Origin of the sequence: Reichenbachiella sp., assembly GCF_039941815.1 — a bacterium.
Classification (GTDB): Bacteria; Bacteroidota; Bacteroidia; order Cytophagales; family Cyclobacteriaceae; genus Reichenbachiella.
This window is the reverse complement of the sequence record NZ_JBDVDW010000061.1, coordinates 315,676-333,033: the sequence shown is the minus strand read 5'-3', so window position 1 is coordinate 333,033 and position 17,358 is coordinate 315,676. Positions and strand designations below refer to the sequence as shown.

Here is a 17,358-nt window from a genome sequence, read left to right as displayed (position 1 = left end):
TTTATCGAATCAGGTAGGTCATTCTCAATGCTAACTGAACACCACGCTTTTCAAAATCATCTTCGTAGAGAAAATTTCTTTTGTCAGTGTAGGAAAATTGTGGTTGGAACATATAATTTCCCACTCGGTGTACCCATTCAAAACCAATATTGACTTCGTAATCAGTAGGGTAGGGTTCGAAGAGGCCAACACCTGCATAGCGTTCAACAAAATAGTCGTCATCGAAACGAATTCTTGAAAAATTGAATCCAAAACGTCCTGAAGGTCGGTACCAGTGAATTTTGAAAATATCTGCTTGTGAACCTGTGCCAATACCGGCTCCAATGATTTGACCCTGGTTGGAATAGCCGTTTGGCACATGACGATGTACATAATAATTTGGGTTACCACCTGGGGTTATGAGTTGCACTTGATTCGCTCCAAGTACTGTACTTTCAAAAATAAATTGGAGTAGATCTCCATTTTTTAGATCCACATCTTTGATGAAGCCGATAGTTCTGGCTCGCGATCGATCAGGCTGCTCTATGAATTCCATGAAGCTGGTAGGAAAATCGTTTCTGGCGTATTCAACATAGACCTGAAATCCAACACTCGGAAAACGCCAGTCTACTGATACTGATAGAATTTGATCGTAGTCGTCGTTTTTTACCCCTACGGATGGTGTGTTTTTAGTAAAGGCTGCGAAAAAATCAGCAAATTTAAGATCTCCCGAACCCCACTTGGTATACATATATCTGTTGATGCCAAAGTTTAGCCCCTTCATGAAATTCGGCCTATATCCCAGCGTAAACCCCGTAAAATACCTTGTGTCATTGCTACTGTCATCATCAAAATAGTCTGACTCTCCAAAAGCTCCCCATACCATCCTATATTCGATTTCGCCTATTTTAGTTTTGGCCGGCTTGTTTGTACCTAATTCTATACGAGGGACACCACCAGCATTTTTGCTTACAACTATAGGATTGTAGCGCGCAGGCCCAACTGAAAAATTAGCAGTAGATAATGCAAATGTGAAGTTCTTGTGAATAGCTCTAATTTCACTTTGACCTAAATGAAAGTTGTAGTAAGCATCTTCTCCATAGCGCACTACCCAGTCGATTCGATACTCAAAAGGAAACGAATACTCGCTTTTATCAAATTCGGTTGGTGGGATGTAGAAGTCTCTATTTTCAGCATAGGTAAACACAGGAGCGAAGGTCAAGTGCAACATCCCATAATTGGCATATATACCTCCTGTGATATTAGCGTTGTGACCTTTTCCCTTCCACACAGGACCGTCATTGTAGCCTTTTGGATAGTCGGGATTGTAGGTATAGGATATTTGCGGATCAAGGATCGTATAGTTTAACCGTCCTTCTTCGTTTCCATAATTAGTCCTGACGGCCCCATCCCAAAGGTCCCATGCAAGTGCTGAGTCTGCTTGAAGATTGTAAATGGGTGATGGAAAAAAGGAGATAGGTGACGGTAATGTCTCGCTATTCTTTTGTCGTAAAATCAAGTAATACTCTTCTAAGTAGTCATCCGGATTCAAGACCTGTCCAATAGAAGGTGAGGCCATCAGCAATAGAACGAAGAGTAGTTTGAAATTTTTCATTTGTTATCCTTTAGCAAGCGCAAAGTTAAATGGGAATACAAAGTAATTCGCCAACATGGACTTTTATTCTAATCGAAAAATGATGTCGATTATTGTGTTGAACTCGTACTTATGATAGGCGTATCTGGTGTTATTGAATCAATACATCTTTGATGTCTCCTTCTTCCTGATATTCGTCATCTGTGTTGATCTCCCATAGGTTGGTGTTGCCATCGCCAGTGACATTTTCGGCGGCAAGTAAACCCATCAATATTGAGTGATCCTGATTGTTGTACTTGAATGACCCATATCTACCTATCGGAACGAGTTTGTCTATTCCATCTACAAAATTTTCAAGTTTTCTCAAAGGCTCTTGATAGCCAGTTTCATATACAGGGTAGCAACGAGGGATCCTGATCACTTTAGAATTAAGAATATCCATAGATTCCGGTACCAGCTTCAGTGTGGCGATTTCTTCTTTAGCCAGATCGGAGAGTTTTTCATCTTCCATCGACCAGATTTCGTCTTGCTCAAATGCCCAGAACTCCAGACAGATTATGGATGTTTTTTTGTCACCATATAATGTAGGGCACCAGTTTCTGAAGTTTGTGATTCTACCATGTTTGACATCTGGAGAGTGGACATAGATCCAGTTGTCTTCGAAGAGACCTGTACCATCCACTTCTAAATATACAAGGATGGTATTTCGGAAGTATAGCTGATCCGCAGCTTCTTTGATTTCATTGGGAACGTGATCAATACCCTTGATCAGTGTGGTGAAGGGCATTGTTGAAATAATGTGATCTGCATCGATACTAGATCCGTCCATCAACTCTATGCCTGTGGCTTGGTTGCTGTCGTCAACCTTCACTCTTTTAACTGGACTTTTCAGATGGATGTTTCCTCCATTCTTCTTTATTTCTTCAGCACATTTTTCATATAACAATCCAGTACCATGTTTTGGGTAAGCAAATTCATCAACCAGCGATTTGTGCTTATTGCCAACATTTCCTCTGATTGCAGAGATTACAGCACCAATTAGAGAAAGCGTTTTTATTCGCTGAGCCGCCCAGTCGGCATCGATTTTTGAGCAAGGGATGCCCCATAGTTTTTCAGAATAACTCTTGAAGAAAATTTCGTATAGCTTTTTACCAAATCTATTGGTTACCCATGCCTCAAATGTGCTTGGGTCTTTGATTGGGTTTATTCGCTGAAGCAGATAGTCCCAGAGAATTCTGGTAATAGTAAACGGATTGAGGTTGAATAATACGTTGGTAAACTTTAAGGGGTATTGAAAGAATCTTTTTTTGTAATAGATCCGGGTCAATCTATTAATCATTGTAAATTCTCCCTGAAGGATTTCGGCAAAGAATTTATTGATCTTTTTTTCTTTGGAAAAGAATCTGTGCGGACCTAAATCCACACGTTGGCCCCAAAGATCAAAACTCCGAGACATTCCGCCCACAAATTCGCTGGCCTCATAAACGTCTACCTCAACACCTTTTTTAGCCAACTCATGAGCACAGCTCAATCCTGCGGGACCGGCTCCTATTACAATTACTTTCATTTTATGATTTTTTGGTGTTGGTTATTATCGTTAAAATAATTTGCGAAGATACCTCAGGTAGTTTGTATAAGCAAACCTCCAGATTTGATAATAAACTTTATCAATGAAAGATTTATTATGCTTTCTATATCTAATTTTTTCTCAGGTCGCTTTATTGACTTCAATGATCGAAATATCGATTGATTTTATGTTATGAGAATCGAATTTGCCTGAACACACAAATTATACCTAAGCTAGAGATGGATAAAAAAAAGCACTTACAAGTTAATGTAAGTGCTTAGTTACCAGCGGAACGGACGGGATTCGAACCCGCGACCTCCTGCGTGACAGGCAGGCATTCTAACCAGCTGAACTACCGCTCCTGGTTGCATAATCAAGGATTATTTCCCTCAAATGCGATGCAAAAGTAGAGGCAATAAAACTATTATGCAACATCTAATTCAGAATATTTTTAAAATAAATATAATATGAATTTTCAGATCAATTATCCACAAATGCATTGGTGAAGATAAGCAGTTCAATATCAGATTTTTATTACCCATGCTGAGGGATTGTTTTATCAATAATTTGAATATCACAAGCCATTAAGTTATCTTCAATCTGAATTGTTTAGAATAAAAATTACCTAAAGCACATGTCTGAATATTACTCTCGCCGCAACCTGGATTTTTTGATCAAAGAAGTATTCGATCTTGAAGCGCTACTAAAGCTTGACCTCTACAAAAAACATGATTTGGATAGCGTAAAGATGGTTTTGGATGCAGCTGGCCAACTAGCTGATACAGAGATGAGACCCTTTAATGAAGAAATGGATAGAAAGGAGCCTCAGTTTGAAGGGGGTACGGTTAAAGTCCATCCTCAAATAAGAAAACTTCTTAAAAAATTCGGCGAAGGGGGATGGATATCTGCCAATGCTGCAGAAGAGGCTGGCGGGCAACAACTGCCGTTTATTGTTTCCTCATGTGCTCAATTCATTTTCGGAGCAGCTAATTACTCCGCAAGTGTTTATCCATTTCTTTCAGCAGGCGCAGCCAGGCTGATTGAGGAGTACGGTACAGAGCAACTCAAAAGCACCTATGTATCCAAGCTATATAACGGTGCATGGCAAGGCACGATGGCCATGACCGAGCCTGATGCCGGTAGTTCGCTGTCTGATGTGAAAACTTCGGCAGAACCTCTAGATGACAAGGGCACAGTCTATAGCATACGAGGGCAAAAAATATTTATTTCCGCTGGCGATCATGATGCTGTCGGTAACGTGGTTCACCTAATGCTAGCTCGTATCGAAGGTGCTCCAGCTGGCACAAAAGGTCTATCTCTGTTTGTGGTTCCACAGAAAAGGTTTACTGATGACAATCAGGTTGTACTCAACGATGTCACCACCACGGGACTCTATCACAAAATGGGCTATAAGGCAGCTCCGATAGTGCATTTGAGTTTTGGCGAAAAAAAGAGATGTTTTGGATACTTGATTGGTAAACCTAATGAAGGATTGTCTTACATGTTTCAGATGATGAACGAAGCAAGAATTGGTGTGGGTTTGAGTGCTACGTCGATCGGTTCGGCTGCTTATTACGCTTCCCTCAACTATGCCAAAGAAAGGCCACAGGGAAGAAAGCCAGATGAGAAAGACCCGAACTCTCCACAGATCAATATCATCGAACATACGGACGTGCGAAGAATGTTATTCTTCCAGAAATCTATTGTGGAGGGATCATTGTCCTTGCTTCTGCAATGTGCGCATTATGCGGATATGGCCAAGGGAGGCAAAGAGGAAATTAAAGAAATATATCGATTGACTTTGGATCTTTTGACGCCGGTGGCTAAAAGTTTTCCAAGTGAAATGGGAATTCTGTCTACTTCAGCCGCCATTCAGATTCTGGGCGGCGCAGGCTACTGTAAGGATTTTCCGGTAGAGCAGTATTTTAGAGAGATGAGGATACACACCCTTCATGAGGGAACAACTGGTATACATGGTATTGATCTGTTGGGTAGAAAAATCATCATGGGGGGTGGCATAGCATTCAGGGCATTTACAGAGGAGGTATCAAAGACCATCAAGAAGGTGAAGCTAGAAGTTATTGAGCTTTCTAAGTATGGAGAAAAGCTCAACGATGCGCTATTTAGACTTCAAAACATTACGATGAAACTCTCTACGATTGCAATGAAGGAGAAGAAGGAGGTTTTTCTTATGGATGCCACATTATATCTGGAGTTGTTTGGAGTAGTAGCTATTGGATGGCAGTGGTTGTTGCAAGCCATACCATGCCAAATTGCGATAAATGAAAATAGGGGAGACGAATTCTACAATGGTAAGCTGCACACCATGCGGTACTATTTTGAATACGAATTGCCTAAGACGGAGTCTATCATTGCCAGACTTAACAGTTCTGATAAGTTGTTATTAGAGTTGGACAGCAAAGACATCATGTAAGCCTGAATTTCAGCTTGAAATCAATTGAGCTTATAGGTTATTTTCTTCGTCCTTTTGCGATTCTTGTCTCGTTTCGGGTTGTAAGCAAAAATTCTGTTTTTCGGTTTGACCACAGTGATTTTATAAGCGTTTCGACTGCTACCACAACTTGATAGGGTAATACTGGTTAAGAGCCAGAATGACAAGAGTAAAAGTGTAGTTCTTAAATTCAAGTATTCAATATTTTCCGGATTATAAAAAAAGCTTCGAATTGAAGCCTTTTTGATATTGTTGTATGAGAGTATCTCTCAGCATAAAGTAGTTTCTACTGTATTTTTTCAAGCACCTCTTTTGGGAAAGTGATTTTGTATACAGTATCTAAAGAACCTGTAAAAAGTTTGAATTCTTCTTCCCCAAATGCCATTTCTGGAGTTGGGTCTTCTAGCTGGTTGAGTTCAAATCCTCTATCCCTCATTTCGGGCAGGATCTTTATGATAATTCTTTGCCATGCCAACGGCGTTATGCTCTTGTTGCACCAATTCTTCAATGTCAAAACCTTAATCTTCATACTGAGCCGCTTTATTTTGCAAATATTGTCAATTTAAATCTTAATTCCCATTACAAGGATGTCATCTGTCTGTTTTTCTTCTCCCATCCAATCTGTAAAAACTTTATCCAACAATTCACGCTGTTTTTCAAGCGGTTTGTCTAGTCCACTTTCGATGCTCTCCGTTAGTCGAGCCACAGTAAATTTCTTATTGTCAGGTCCACCGAATTGGTCTTGAAAACCATCAGAGAACATATAAAAAGAGGTTTCACCCTTAGTATATGATACTTTATGCGTGGTATAGTTTCTTTCTTGATCTAAGTATCCCCCAAGAGATATTCTGTCTCCTTTTACGGTCTTGATCTTGCCCTTGTCAGAGTAGAGAAGGTTTTGTTGAGCGCCAGCAAAATATGCCTGTTGTGCGTTTTCATCAATGATCATGATACTTGCGTCCATGCCATGGTGATTATTGTTTTCCGACTGATTTAGAATGTCTTGAATCCCAATATTGAGGTTGTCCAAGATCTCGCCGGCGTCTGTGATTTCATGTTCATAAACAATTTGATTAAGGAGAGATTCTCCAATCATACTCATAAGAGCTCCAGCGACCCCATGACCTGTACAGTCAACAGAGGCGATGAATTTATAGTTGACTTCTTCAGATTCAAAATCAGCGAACCAATAAAAATCGCCACTTACAACGTCTAGTGGTTTGAATAGCAAGAAAAAATCCGTGAATGCTTCTTTGATGGTCTCGGGTGACATGAGCATGGCGTTTTGGATCGTCATTGCATATTTGATGCTATCCATTAGACGTTTATTTACCTCGGCCAATTCTTTCGTGCGAAGTTCTACTTTCTCCTCCAGGCTACTATTTGCTTTTTCCAACTGGCGAATCAATTTCATCTTATCACTTTTCAACTCATAAGCTTCAAGTGCCTTGTCTATAGTGAGTTTCATTTCACCTTTATCCCATGGCTTAGTGATATACTTATAGATCCCGCATTTGTTTACAGCCTTTACGATAGCTTCTATATCGGCAAATCCGGTTAAGATCATTCGAATCACATCAGGAAATTCTGGAAGTACTCTTTCGAGTAGTTCGGTACCTGTCATCTCAGGCATCTTCTGGTCTGTGATTAGGCATTGGATGTCGTGTTCGCGCAGCATCTCTATCGCTTCATTACCTCCCGGAGCAGTCAGTACATTGTACTCTCTCTTGAAGGCCATTCTGAAGATACGGAGATTACTCTCCTCATCATCTACATAGAGAATGGTGTACTTTTTTTTGTTTTTGACAGCTACGTCCTCAACTGGAGCTTGAACTTCTTCCATGGGTTATATAAATTCTAAAAAATTATGCTTTTTGGGATTCCGACACTTTTTCCTCTTCAGTGGATTTATCCATATGCTTAGGAATCAAAATCGAAAACTCAGTTCCTTTTCCTTCTTCACTATTACAGTAGATACTACCTCCGTGCTTTTCAATAATACCAAAAGTAATAGACATGCCGAGGCCTGTTCCAATACCCACCGGTTTGGTAGTAAAGAACGGTTCAAATATTCTACGTTTCACTTGTTCTGACATTCCAGCACCGTTGTCTTTTAGTTTGATCATGACATGCTGATCTTGATTCTCAGTATATAACTGAACTTCGCCATCTTTTCTATCATCAGGAATGGCTTGAATACCATTATTAAGAATATTCATAAATACCTGATTCAACTGACCAGGGTAGCAGTTGATATCTGTAATAGAATCGTCGTAGAACTTCTTGATGTTAATTTTGTTCTTGGTCTTGTTTCGTAGAAGTACGAGTGTAGCATCAAGGGCTTCATTGACGTTAGCAGGTTTCATTTCCTCTTCATCAAGTCTGGAGAATACCCTCAGTCCTTTTACGATTTCAATGGTTCTTACCGCTCCCTTTTTAATATCCGAAACGAGTTCCTTGAGGTCACTGAGTAGATCATCATAGGCATATTCTTCTTTCATTTCATGGATTTCTGCCAGTGCTGCTTTGTAGTCCTCGCTATCTTCCAGATTGTCATATTTTTCAACAATAGAAATGAGATCGTCTAACGAGACTTTTAACGTATCAATACCATTGTAAACAAAGTTTATAGGGTTGTTGATCTCATGTGCGATACCTGCCGTCAACTGTCCAAGTGATGCCATTTTCTCTGATTGTACCAGTTGCGACTGTGTACTTTTTAGATTCTCAAGTATCTGTGTCAACTCCTCCTTACTATCTTGCTCCACGGTCAGAGCGGATTTTAATTTGTTTTCCGCAATCATCAGACGTTCTGTAGCTTCGAGCTGCTCTTCAGCAATATTTCTCATACGCTCTTCTGAGTATTTTACTCTGTCGTAAGCTTTTCTTAGTTCTTCCTGTACTCGAATCAACTTCTCGTTGACTTCGATTTGTTTCCTCGAACTCTTAAGAATTTCCTGCTCCGATAGTTTCAATTTTTTGTTTCGTTGCTCGAGGGCTCGCTGTGAGAGGATTAGTTTCTCATTGACTTCCAACTGCTTTTCAGCACTGCTTCTCAACTCTTCTTCAGATCGTTGTAGCTTCACAAAGGCCTCGTTCGCTGTCAGGAAGTTTTTGTAAGCAAGGTTTACAGCAGGTCTGAAAATAAATGAGGCCTGGATTAGCAGAATTGCTATAACGGCCAGTGTAATCACATATTCAAATCGAGAAAAACCACTTTTATTTTCTTTTGCATCGATCTGATATTTCACCGCAAGGTCACTTGCGGATTGTGCAAACCCTCTTTGTCTGTCTATGTTATCCAGTGCTCTCGACAAGATCAGTGTCCGCTCTGCATCGGGTGTGTCAAAAGGTAAGTTCAGAATCTCATTGCCAATGTCTCGAATTTCCCTAAAGGCCAAATCCATATCTTTGAGCATCGCATTTGTTTCCTCAGAATTTTCTGTGCCGTTTAGCCCATAGTTGATATCACCTTTGGTCAGAGCTCGTTGGATCTTGGTGAATTCTTCTACTGCTGGCTTCAAACGCCTTTTAACCAAATTGTAATTTGTTTCACTACTTTTGATTTTGTCAGTGTTGATCTGAGCGATGTTTTTGGCTATCTCTTCACTTAAAGTGGCCTGCCGCTGCGCAAGGTTCACCAGAACTGCATCGTCCTTGTTGACCCTAATGGCATTTTGTACTATAAACTGACCGATAATTAGACCTATGATAGCAAGTATCAAAGTCAAAATATACGAACGTATCAGATTATCCTTTTTCATAGCAATATGCTTTTGTTAATAAATTAGGCAGCTCCCTTGCTTTTTAAAAAGGGAAGTTGACTTTTTTCTCCCTCGCTGGCCGTAGCATTATTTGTGCGGTCGGAGTTAAGAATTTTCTTCTTACGCTGACCTGTGAAATACTGTTCCAACTTGGATTCAAAAAATTTCAATGAAATGGCAATAACTAGTAGTATACCAATACCAATGTAGTTGCTTCCTTGTGTCCAGCTATCAATGATGGGCTCTAAAAACAACTGCTCGGAAACGAAAAGGACTATAAAAAGACCAAATAACAATCTGGTCGCTTTTTTGCCCATGGTCATTTTGTCGAGCTGGTCAATGGTGACTTCTAGTTCTCCATTTTTCTTCTGGATTTCGCTGTTTTGCGATTTAATTTTTTGGTTGGCGTGGTCTAGTTTCTTCTGAAGTCGGTCACTTATTCGTGTAATTACTTTACTCTGATCTAGTAGATCCTTATAATGCATGGCTATACCTACTGCATCTTCCAGATTTACATCCTTCTTTTTTACCTTCCCTACATACTCCGAAAGTATCTTTTGCTCTTCGTGATAAAGTTCTTTCATTTCAGTTCATCGTTACTACATTCTCCCGCACTTACCTCTTTCCCCGAGTCTGACGTATGTAATGAATTGTTAATAATATATTCTCTCAATCTGCTCATTCACTATTCGCTTATGAAGCTTCTGCTAGTTTTTTTTCTACTTCCCTGGAAACTCTTATCTGAAAGGTAAAATATGAATATTCATCATTCACCTTATGAAATTCATATGAAAGCTTCTGTCCAGTTTTTCTGGCAATTTCTACAAATCCGAGTCCAGCAGTGCCTTTATCAGAAAATTCACCATTATAAAGTATCTCCTTGTATAGTTTTTTTAATCCATCCTTGTCCAGAGCATTGATATTGTCCAGTTTGGATTGGATTGTATTGATTTTGGTGTTAGGAATGAAGTTACCAGTCATGATATTGTAAAACTTCTTCCTTGCTGTCACCAGGAGTAGACCTGATTTGGAATCGTAAGTATCTATTTGATTGGTCTCATCCGCTACTTCATCCATATGATGGTATAGATTTTGAATGCACTCTGTAGCCGCCCCGTAAAATTTCTTTTTGATTATCCGATCAGATTCCAATTCAGAAATCCTTCCATCAAGTGTTTCAATGATCGACGTAACCAAATCGAAAGTGACTTCACCCTTGTACATCAGAAGGATGTTAGTATCATAGATGTTTTTGTATCTCTTTAATAAATCCATTTAATCCAAATTGTGTCTAAGCTAACTATCTTAAAACCTGTCAATCGCTTAACAATCACAGTATTCTAAAAAGTAAAGATACCTGATCAATTAGTAATTCAATAATTTACAAACATAAATTGGATTATTCAAAGAAAATAATCGGAATTTACCTGAGTCAATTAAAATGCAGCTACATTTTAGTAACAGGCAAAATATGAATTGAAATTCAATTCCCTTCTCATAACTAGCCAACCTGTAATTTGATATAAAATCAATTGCGAATTTTACCAAGATTTGCCGAGATAAGCAAATTTTGATTTTAAATTATGGTTTTTTTAGGTGTTTTGGACATACTGGCTAAGAGTATTACCTATCATATTTTTTTTTAATTGAGAAAACTCAAATTGCAGTACGAATTGTGTTTTTTTGCTCCATATTCTTTTGTTGTCTTTGCAAATACCAAAGAATATCTTAGAATGGAATTTCTGTCAGGCCCAATAATTGAACTTAACCAATATTGTATGATCCCCAGATTACGCTTAGGTTTTTGTAATTATTCTCTACTACTCCTTATAGTAGTATTAGGGACTCAGAGTTGTAATGGACGGTTTGGTGCCTATCCATTAACAGAAAAGCCATTGACTACTTTGGTGTCTGATTCCGGTACTTTGCCTGAAGTGAAGAGGGCCCGAGATATGGATGTAAATGACGTGATCCAATATCTCAATTTGCATGAAGAGTCCAGCTGGATTCATACCACAGAGGCAGAACTGATCAGTCTTGTGAATGAATTTGATGACAGCCCTGAGATTCATGAGCTGGTAGCGGATTATTATCTAACCATTGGCAACGTCGAGGAAGCGCTTGTCTACAATACCAAAGCTGAGGAGAGAGGAGCAAGAAGTACTGAGTTTTATAAAAAGCGAGCGGAGGTATTTGCTGCATTGGGGCAGTATGGCCTGGCTATAGATTATCTAAATAAGGCTGTAAAAATCAACGGAAACGATCCAGATATTTACCTATCCAAAGGGGAGGTGTATCTTAATATGGGGGATTCAATTTCCTCCTTACAATACAAATCTCACGCTTTTATCCAAGATTCTAGCAGACTCGATATCGCTGCGGATCTTGCTTATTTATACGCTCGTCATGATGAATTGGATAAATCGAGAAACCTGATTGACCTACTCATTGCGAGCGATTATCGGCCAAAAGAAATGAAAAAACTTGATGCCTCGCTGTACAGAAGAAAAGGCCAAATGGATCAGGCGAATGCTATATATAAATCGTTGCTCGATTCGGGTGATACAGCTGCTGGAGTAGTGCTAATCGATCACTTCAAGCAGCAGAACTTACACGACTCTATTGTTCATTACTCAACCTTATTATTAGAACAAGACAGTTCAAACTTATTTGCACTAGAAGCTAAGGCTATTTCGTTTGATTACAAAGGATACTATACGAGTGCATTGATCTATTATAATCAAATGCTTGATATTGATTCATTGAATCAAGAAGCACACGAAGGAATAAGGAAAGTAAAGGGAAAAATCGCATATTTGCGCAAATTAAAGGAGCAGAAAGAAGCTATTCCAAATTTTGATTTCTTAGCTCCAAAAAGAAACGAATTGATTGATGAGTGACATTAAAATTAACATTACCCTTCCAGATGGTAGTGTAAAATCTATGGACAAAGGAGCAACAGGAATGGATGTTGCCTTAAGTATCAGTGAAGGCCTGGCCAGAAATGTCTTAGCCGCAGAGGTAAATGGAGAAATATGGGATGCTACCAGACCCATAGAGCAGGATGCTACTGTCAGTCTGCTTACCTGGCAAAATGAAGGCGGAAAGTCTACCTTTTGGCACTCATCAGCACATTTGATGGCAGAAGCCCTGGAGGCTCTATATCCAGGAATCAAACTTGGTATTGGGCCACCAATCGAAAGCGGATTCTACTATGATATCGATTTCGGTGAGCAAACTTTTGATTCTGAAAACCTGGAAGCGCTTGAGAACAAGATGCTGGAGCTAGCACGAGAGAAAAATCAATATATCAGAAAAGACATTTCAAGGGCGGATGCTGTAGCCTATTTTACTGAGAAGGGAGATGAGTATAAATTGGATTTGCTCGAAGGGCTCGACGATGGTGCGATTACCTTTTACGAACAGGGCAATTTCACTGATCTTTGCAAAGGACCACATATACCCCATACAGGGTTTATCAAGGCGGTAAAAATACTCAATGTCGCTGGAGCCTATTGGAGAGGTGATGAAAACAACAAACAGCTGACTCGTTTGTACGCCGTATCCTTCCCAAAGCAAAAGGATCTCAAAGAGCATATGGAACTGCTCGAGGAGGCCAAAAAAAGAGACCATAGAAAACTGGGCAAAGAGCTGGAGTTATTTACCTTCTCAGAGAAGGTAGGCCAGGGGCTTCCCTTGTGGTTGCCTAAGGGTACTATGCTACGCGAACGTCTGGAGCAGTTTATGCGAAAGGCTCAGGTCAAGGCGGGTTATAGTCCGGTGATCACTCCACATATTGGAAACAAAGAATTGTACATTACCTCAGGTCATTATGAGAAATATGGCGAGGATTCGTTTCAGCCGATTGCTACGCCGCATGAAGGCGAGGAATTTTTCCTGAAGCCAATGAACTGTCCTCACCATTGTGAGATATATAAGTCGAAACCCCATTCATATAAAGATCTTCCGATTCGCTATGCTGAGTTTGGTACAGTCTATCGATATGAGCAAAGCGGAGAACTGCATGGATTGACACGGGTAAGAGGATTTACTCAGGATGATGCACACATCTTCTGTACACCAGATCAAGTGAAAGAGGAGTTTGTCAAAGTGATCGAGTTGGTGCTGTATACTTTCAAAGCGCTAGGTTTTGAGGATTATACCGCGCAAATCTCGCTTCGAGATCCTGACAATAAGTCTAAGTATATCGGTACCGACGAAAACTGGGAAAAGGCAGAACGTGCGATTATAGAAGCAGCTGAAGAGCGTGGATTGAATACCGTGACCGAATATGGAGAAGCGGCTTTCTATGGACCAAAGCTTGATTTCATGGTCAAAGACGCTTTGCGAAGAAGTTGGCAGCTGGGTACAATACAGGTGGATTATACTTTGCCTGAGAGATTTGAACTAGAGTACATAGGTGCCGACAATGCTCGTCATCGACCGGTGATGTTGCACCGCGCACCATTTGGATCATTGGAGCGATTTGTAGCTGTACTCACTGAGCACTGTGCTGGAAACTATCCACTGTGGCTGACTCCAGATCAGATCGCTGTACTTCCGATTTCTGAGAAGTATGCTGACTATGCGCAGCAGGTATTTTCTATGATGGAAGAAAATGACATCCGTGGATTTATAGATCATAGAGATGAAAAGATCGGTCGTAAGATCAGGGATGCTGAAACAAAGAAAATTCCTTTTATGCTGATCGTAGGTGAAAAGGAACAAGAAGAGGGCCGGGTAAGTGCCAGAAGACATGGCGAAGGAGACCTTGGAAGCTTCAGTCAACAGGAATTTATTGATCTGTTTAGAAAAGCATCGGCAATAGTCTAACGAGTAAGAAAATAATTTCTATTTCATGAGGCTGTCTCATTGCTTAATTAGCTCAGCTGAGTTAACTAAGCTTGGGACAGCCTCTATTTATTCAACACCTGTTTTCCTGGCTACTTGAGGTCGACTATCTCTACTTCATAGACGACGATGGAGTAAGCATCTACCAAACTGCCTATAAATCCATCCTCCCATAGATCATGTCGTACTTCGCTGGGTATTACTTTCACGCTGGGGCCGAAAGCTATTTCTGATGGCATAATAAGAAGTGCTTTCCCACCTACACTCATTTTCAAAAGACCTTCTCGCAATCCGTCAACCAGCTGATTGGAGTCCAGTCTGGCGGTAAGTGGTTTGTCGTCTTCGGTCTGCTGGATGAGTGTTCCATCCAAATACTTTCTTTTGAAATGAAACTCAACACTATGATAAGTTTTTGCTTGTACGCCCCCGGATGCATTGAGTGGTTTGAAGTAGAGTCCGGAAGTGGTAGGAGTCAGGTTGCTGATTTCCTGAGTGTCTATATACGCTTCGATCTGATCGATTTGATGCTCAAATACTTCATCTTCAGTATAGATCTCTACCAATTCAATCTCTAAGATAAAATTAGAAAAGGAAGGAAATAGTCTTCCACTACTGTAAGAATTGTAGGCCAAATAAGAAGGAACGTATATCCTGATTTTTTCTCCTTTTCGCATAATATCCAGGCCATAGTTGAAGCCTCCGGGGATGATATAATTCCAGCCAAATTTCAGCAAGGTACTATCGCTGGTATGCGATTCGAGCAGCTTTTGATCCAACGTTCGGATTTCGTATTTCACTGCCATTACCTCTCCGGTCTTTGGTATACGGCCCTTTTCGTTTTCTGTGAGCAATTCATAGTAGATGCCGTTATCCGCTTGTTGGGCGCTGATATTATTCAATTTCAAGTAGTTCTGAATCTGATTATCGCTTTCTTTCTGCTGCTTTTCAAATTCGGATTCCTGTTCACAGCTTTGACCAAGGATAGTACCGACCAGCAGTGCCAGGATGGTAAATAGTCTTGTGTATGTGCTCAATTGGTTACGCATAATACATTTTATTTAGTAGGGACAAAAGTTCACTTTCAAGACACTAGAGGTGTAAGGAATGGTTGGAATCAAGTTCAAAAAAAATAGTTGTTTGTAAGCGCCATATTTCAGGTTCAATCTAGTCGGAGATATTATCTTTGCGTCATGAGGATGAATGATACCATTGTGGCTCTGGCTACAGCACCGGGAGTAGGGGCCATAGCTGTGGTTAGACTATCAGGTGAAAATTGTATTGCACTGGCAGCTGAGTTGTTTGCCGGCAAAGATCTGCGGACACAAGCTTCGCATTCTGTGCATTTTGGAAACCTGATGGATGGTGACTATCTAGTAGATGAAGTTTTGGCTACAGTATTCAAAAACCCTCACTCTTTTACCAAAGAGGACAGCGTGGAATTGTCTTGTCACGGCTCGCCCTACATCGTGAATAGAATCATACAGCTACTGGTCCGCTCTGGTGCAAGGCTGGCAGAACCTGGAGAATTCACACAAAGGGCTTACCTCAATGGTCGATTTGACCTGGCGCAGGCCGAAGCAGTAGCAGATTTAATTGCCTCCGAAAATGAGGCCGCCCATGCGACAGCGCTGAATCAAATGCGTGGCGGAATCTCAAACGAAATCAAGAACCTTCGGGAGAAACTGGTACATTTCGCCTCTATGATCGAATTGGAGCTCGATTTCTCGGAAGAGGATGTAGAGTTTGCCAGCCGAGAAGAGCTCAAGGCACTTATCGAAAAAATAGACGTGGTGCTTGTACAGCTGATTGATAGCTTCCAGCTTGGAAACGTCATCAAAAATGGAGTGCCTGTAGTGATCGTCGGCAAACCCAACGCTGGGAAGTCGACCTTGCTCAACGCACTCCTGGAAGAAGAAAAAGCTATAGTCTCTGATATCGCCGGGACTACAAGAGACATCATCGAGGATGAACTGAATATCAATGGAGTAAAGTTTCGGTTTATTGATACCGCAGGCCTTAGAGAAACCAAAGATCAGATCGAAGCGATAGGCGTAGAACGAGCGGAGCAAAAGATGCAAGAGGCTTCACTCATTATGTATCTTTTTGACCTATCGACTGAGTCTTCTGAAGTCATTCATCAGACCGAACAAATGCTGCAGGACAAGGGCAAACCATATATACTTGTGGGCAACAAACTGGATAAGATAGAGAAGGAGGAAGTAGCGCTAAGCGAGAATGAACATTATGTATCCATATCAGCCAAGTCCAAAGATGGAGTGGATCGATTAAAGAAGCTCATCTGGACTAAGAGCCAAATGGATAATTTCCAACCCGGCAACGTGGTCGTTACCAACGCTCGTCACTACCAAAGCTTAGTCAATACGCAGAATTCCCTGCATGATGTCTTAAAGGGTATTGATAACAAAATTACTAACGATTTCATGGCACAAGACATCCGTCATGCCTTGCACTTCTTAGGTGAGATCACTGGAGAGATCACAACGGACGACTTGCTAGCAAACATATTTTCGAAGTTTTGTATCGGAAAGTAACCTACGCAAATCAAACCAATAATAAATATTGAAAAACTATGATTAGGCTCTATATTGAGCCTTTTTTTATGTCTTAACTCATTTGTTTACTTAGTAATGATAGTGGTTTATTTTGTACCTTTTTGTACCTTCGTTGTACCTCGGAGGTTGAGGTACATAAATTGGGCAACGACCCCTTATATTTTGCAACATGATGCAACGTCCTGCAACATGGAGCAACGTCTTGCAACATAGAGCAACAATGAGTTCTAATATCAAAGTGCAAAGGATCTGCCAACACTGCGGCGAAGAATTCACAGCTAAGACCACAGTGACCAAATATTGTGGGGATAATTGCGCTAAGCGTGCTTATAAGGTTCGGAAACGAGCAGAGAAATTACAGGCTTCTAATTCCGAAACACATACTCTCAAAATTCAGCCGATTAGAGAGTTAAAGGAAAAGGACTTCTTGACCATTTCAGAAGCATGTCAAGTCTTATCGATCAGTCGATGGACCATTTGGAGGGCTGTAAAAAGGGATGAATTAAAAGCGGGCAAGATCGGAAGAAGAATATTGATTAAGCGATCTGATCTGGAAGAAATGTTTGACTAAGAAATGT

13 protein-coding genes and 1 tRNA gene are annotated in these 17,358 nt (G+C 40.5%); 5 read left to right on the top strand and 9 right to left on the bottom strand.

Translation table 11 applies throughout. From position 1 onward, the window contains the following. Position 1 precedes the first annotated feature (1 nt). The 3 genes from ABJF11_RS15450 to ABJF11_RS15440 all read right to left on the bottom strand — a co-directional run bounded on the left by ABJF11_RS15450 (position 2) and on the right by ABJF11_RS15440 (position 3,502). On the bottom strand, positions 2 to 1,594 hold the full coding sequence (locus tag ABJF11_RS15450; RefSeq protein ID WP_348120889.1) for a capsule assembly Wzi family protein: 1,593 nt from the start codon (positions 1,592 to 1,594) through the stop codon (positions 2 to 4). Between the two features lie 130 nt (positions 1,595 to 1,724). After that, complete coding sequence (locus tag ABJF11_RS15445) at positions 1,725 to 3,140, bottom strand: FAD-dependent oxidoreductase (RefSeq protein WP_348120887.1); 1,416 nt, start codon at positions 3,138 to 3,140, stop codon at positions 1,725 to 1,727. A gap of 288 nt (positions 3,141 to 3,428) precedes the next feature. Beyond that, positions 3,429 to 3,502: transfer RNA gene (locus ABJF11_RS15440), tRNA-Asp, on the bottom strand. 272 nt (positions 3,503 to 3,774) lie between these two features. Here ABJF11_RS15440 and ABJF11_RS15435 point away from each other — a divergent pair. Next, positions 3,775 to 5,574, top strand: coding sequence for an acyl-CoA dehydrogenase (locus tag ABJF11_RS15435; protein WP_348120885.1), 1,800 nt, complete (start codon positions 3,775 to 3,777; stop codon positions 5,572 to 5,574). Positions 5,575 to 5,878: 304 nt separating this feature from the next. On the opposite strand, the gene ABJF11_RS15430 is transcribed toward ABJF11_RS15435, so the two are convergent. The 5 genes from ABJF11_RS15430 to ABJF11_RS15410 form a co-directional block, all read right to left on the bottom strand. Then, positions 5,879 to 6,121, bottom strand: coding sequence for a hypothetical protein (locus ABJF11_RS15430; RefSeq protein ID WP_348120884.1), 243 nt, complete (start codon positions 6,119 to 6,121; stop codon positions 5,879 to 5,881). A 33-nt stretch (positions 6,122 to 6,154) separates the two neighbouring features. Next, complete coding sequence (locus ABJF11_RS15425; RefSeq protein WP_348120883.1) at positions 6,155 to 7,435, bottom strand: response regulator; 1,281 nt, start codon at positions 7,433 to 7,435, stop codon at positions 6,155 to 6,157. A 22-nt stretch (positions 7,436 to 7,457) separates the two neighbouring features. Further along, complete coding sequence (locus tag ABJF11_RS15420) at positions 7,458 to 9,356, bottom strand: ATP-binding protein (protein WP_348120881.1); 1,899 nt, start codon at positions 9,354 to 9,356, stop codon at positions 7,458 to 7,460. Positions 9,357 to 9,379: 23 nt separating this feature from the next. Then, on the bottom strand, positions 9,380 to 9,940 hold the full coding sequence (locus tag ABJF11_RS15415) for a hypothetical protein (RefSeq protein WP_348120879.1): 561 nt from the start codon (positions 9,938 to 9,940) through the stop codon (positions 9,380 to 9,382). Between the two features lie 109 nt (positions 9,941 to 10,049). Next, complete coding sequence (locus ABJF11_RS15410; protein WP_348120878.1) at positions 10,050 to 10,631, bottom strand: SiaB family protein kinase; 582 nt, start codon at positions 10,629 to 10,631, stop codon at positions 10,050 to 10,052. A gap of 503 nt (positions 10,632 to 11,134) precedes the next feature. On the opposite strand from ABJF11_RS15410, the gene ABJF11_RS15405 reads away from it, so the two are divergent. Continuing rightward, complete coding sequence (locus ABJF11_RS15405; protein WP_348120876.1) at positions 11,135 to 12,256, top strand: tetratricopeptide repeat protein; 1,122 nt, start codon at positions 11,135 to 11,137, stop codon at positions 12,254 to 12,256. Beyond that, positions 12,249 to 14,189, top strand: a complete 1,941-nt coding sequence (gene thrS / locus ABJF11_RS15400; protein ID WP_348120875.1) for a threonine--tRNA ligase — start codon at positions 12,249 to 12,251, stop codon at positions 14,187 to 14,189. The genes ABJF11_RS15405 and thrS overlap by 8 nt, the downstream gene beginning before the upstream one ends. Positions 14,190 to 14,299: 110 nt before the next feature. On the opposite strand, the gene ABJF11_RS15395 is transcribed toward thrS, so the two are convergent. Then, entirely contained in the window at positions 14,300 to 15,253 is a 954-nt protein-coding gene (locus ABJF11_RS15395) for an FKBP-type peptidyl-prolyl cis-trans isomerase (RefSeq protein WP_348120874.1), read from the bottom strand. A 150-nt stretch (positions 15,254 to 15,403) separates the two neighbouring features. Between ABJF11_RS15395 and mnmE the strand changes: the two genes are divergently transcribed. Both mnmE and ABJF11_RS15385 read left to right on the top strand, forming a co-directional pair. Next, positions 15,404 to 16,759, top strand: coding sequence for a tRNA uridine-5-carboxymethylaminomethyl(34) synthesis GTPase MnmE (gene mnmE, locus ABJF11_RS15390; protein ID WP_348120872.1), 1,356 nt, complete (start codon positions 15,404 to 15,406; stop codon positions 16,757 to 16,759). 241 nt (positions 16,760 to 17,000) lie between these two features. After that, complete coding sequence (locus ABJF11_RS15385) at positions 17,001 to 17,351, top strand: helix-turn-helix domain-containing protein (RefSeq protein ID WP_348120871.1); 351 nt, start codon at positions 17,001 to 17,003, stop codon at positions 17,349 to 17,351. Positions 17,352 to 17,358: the final 7 nt, after the last annotated feature.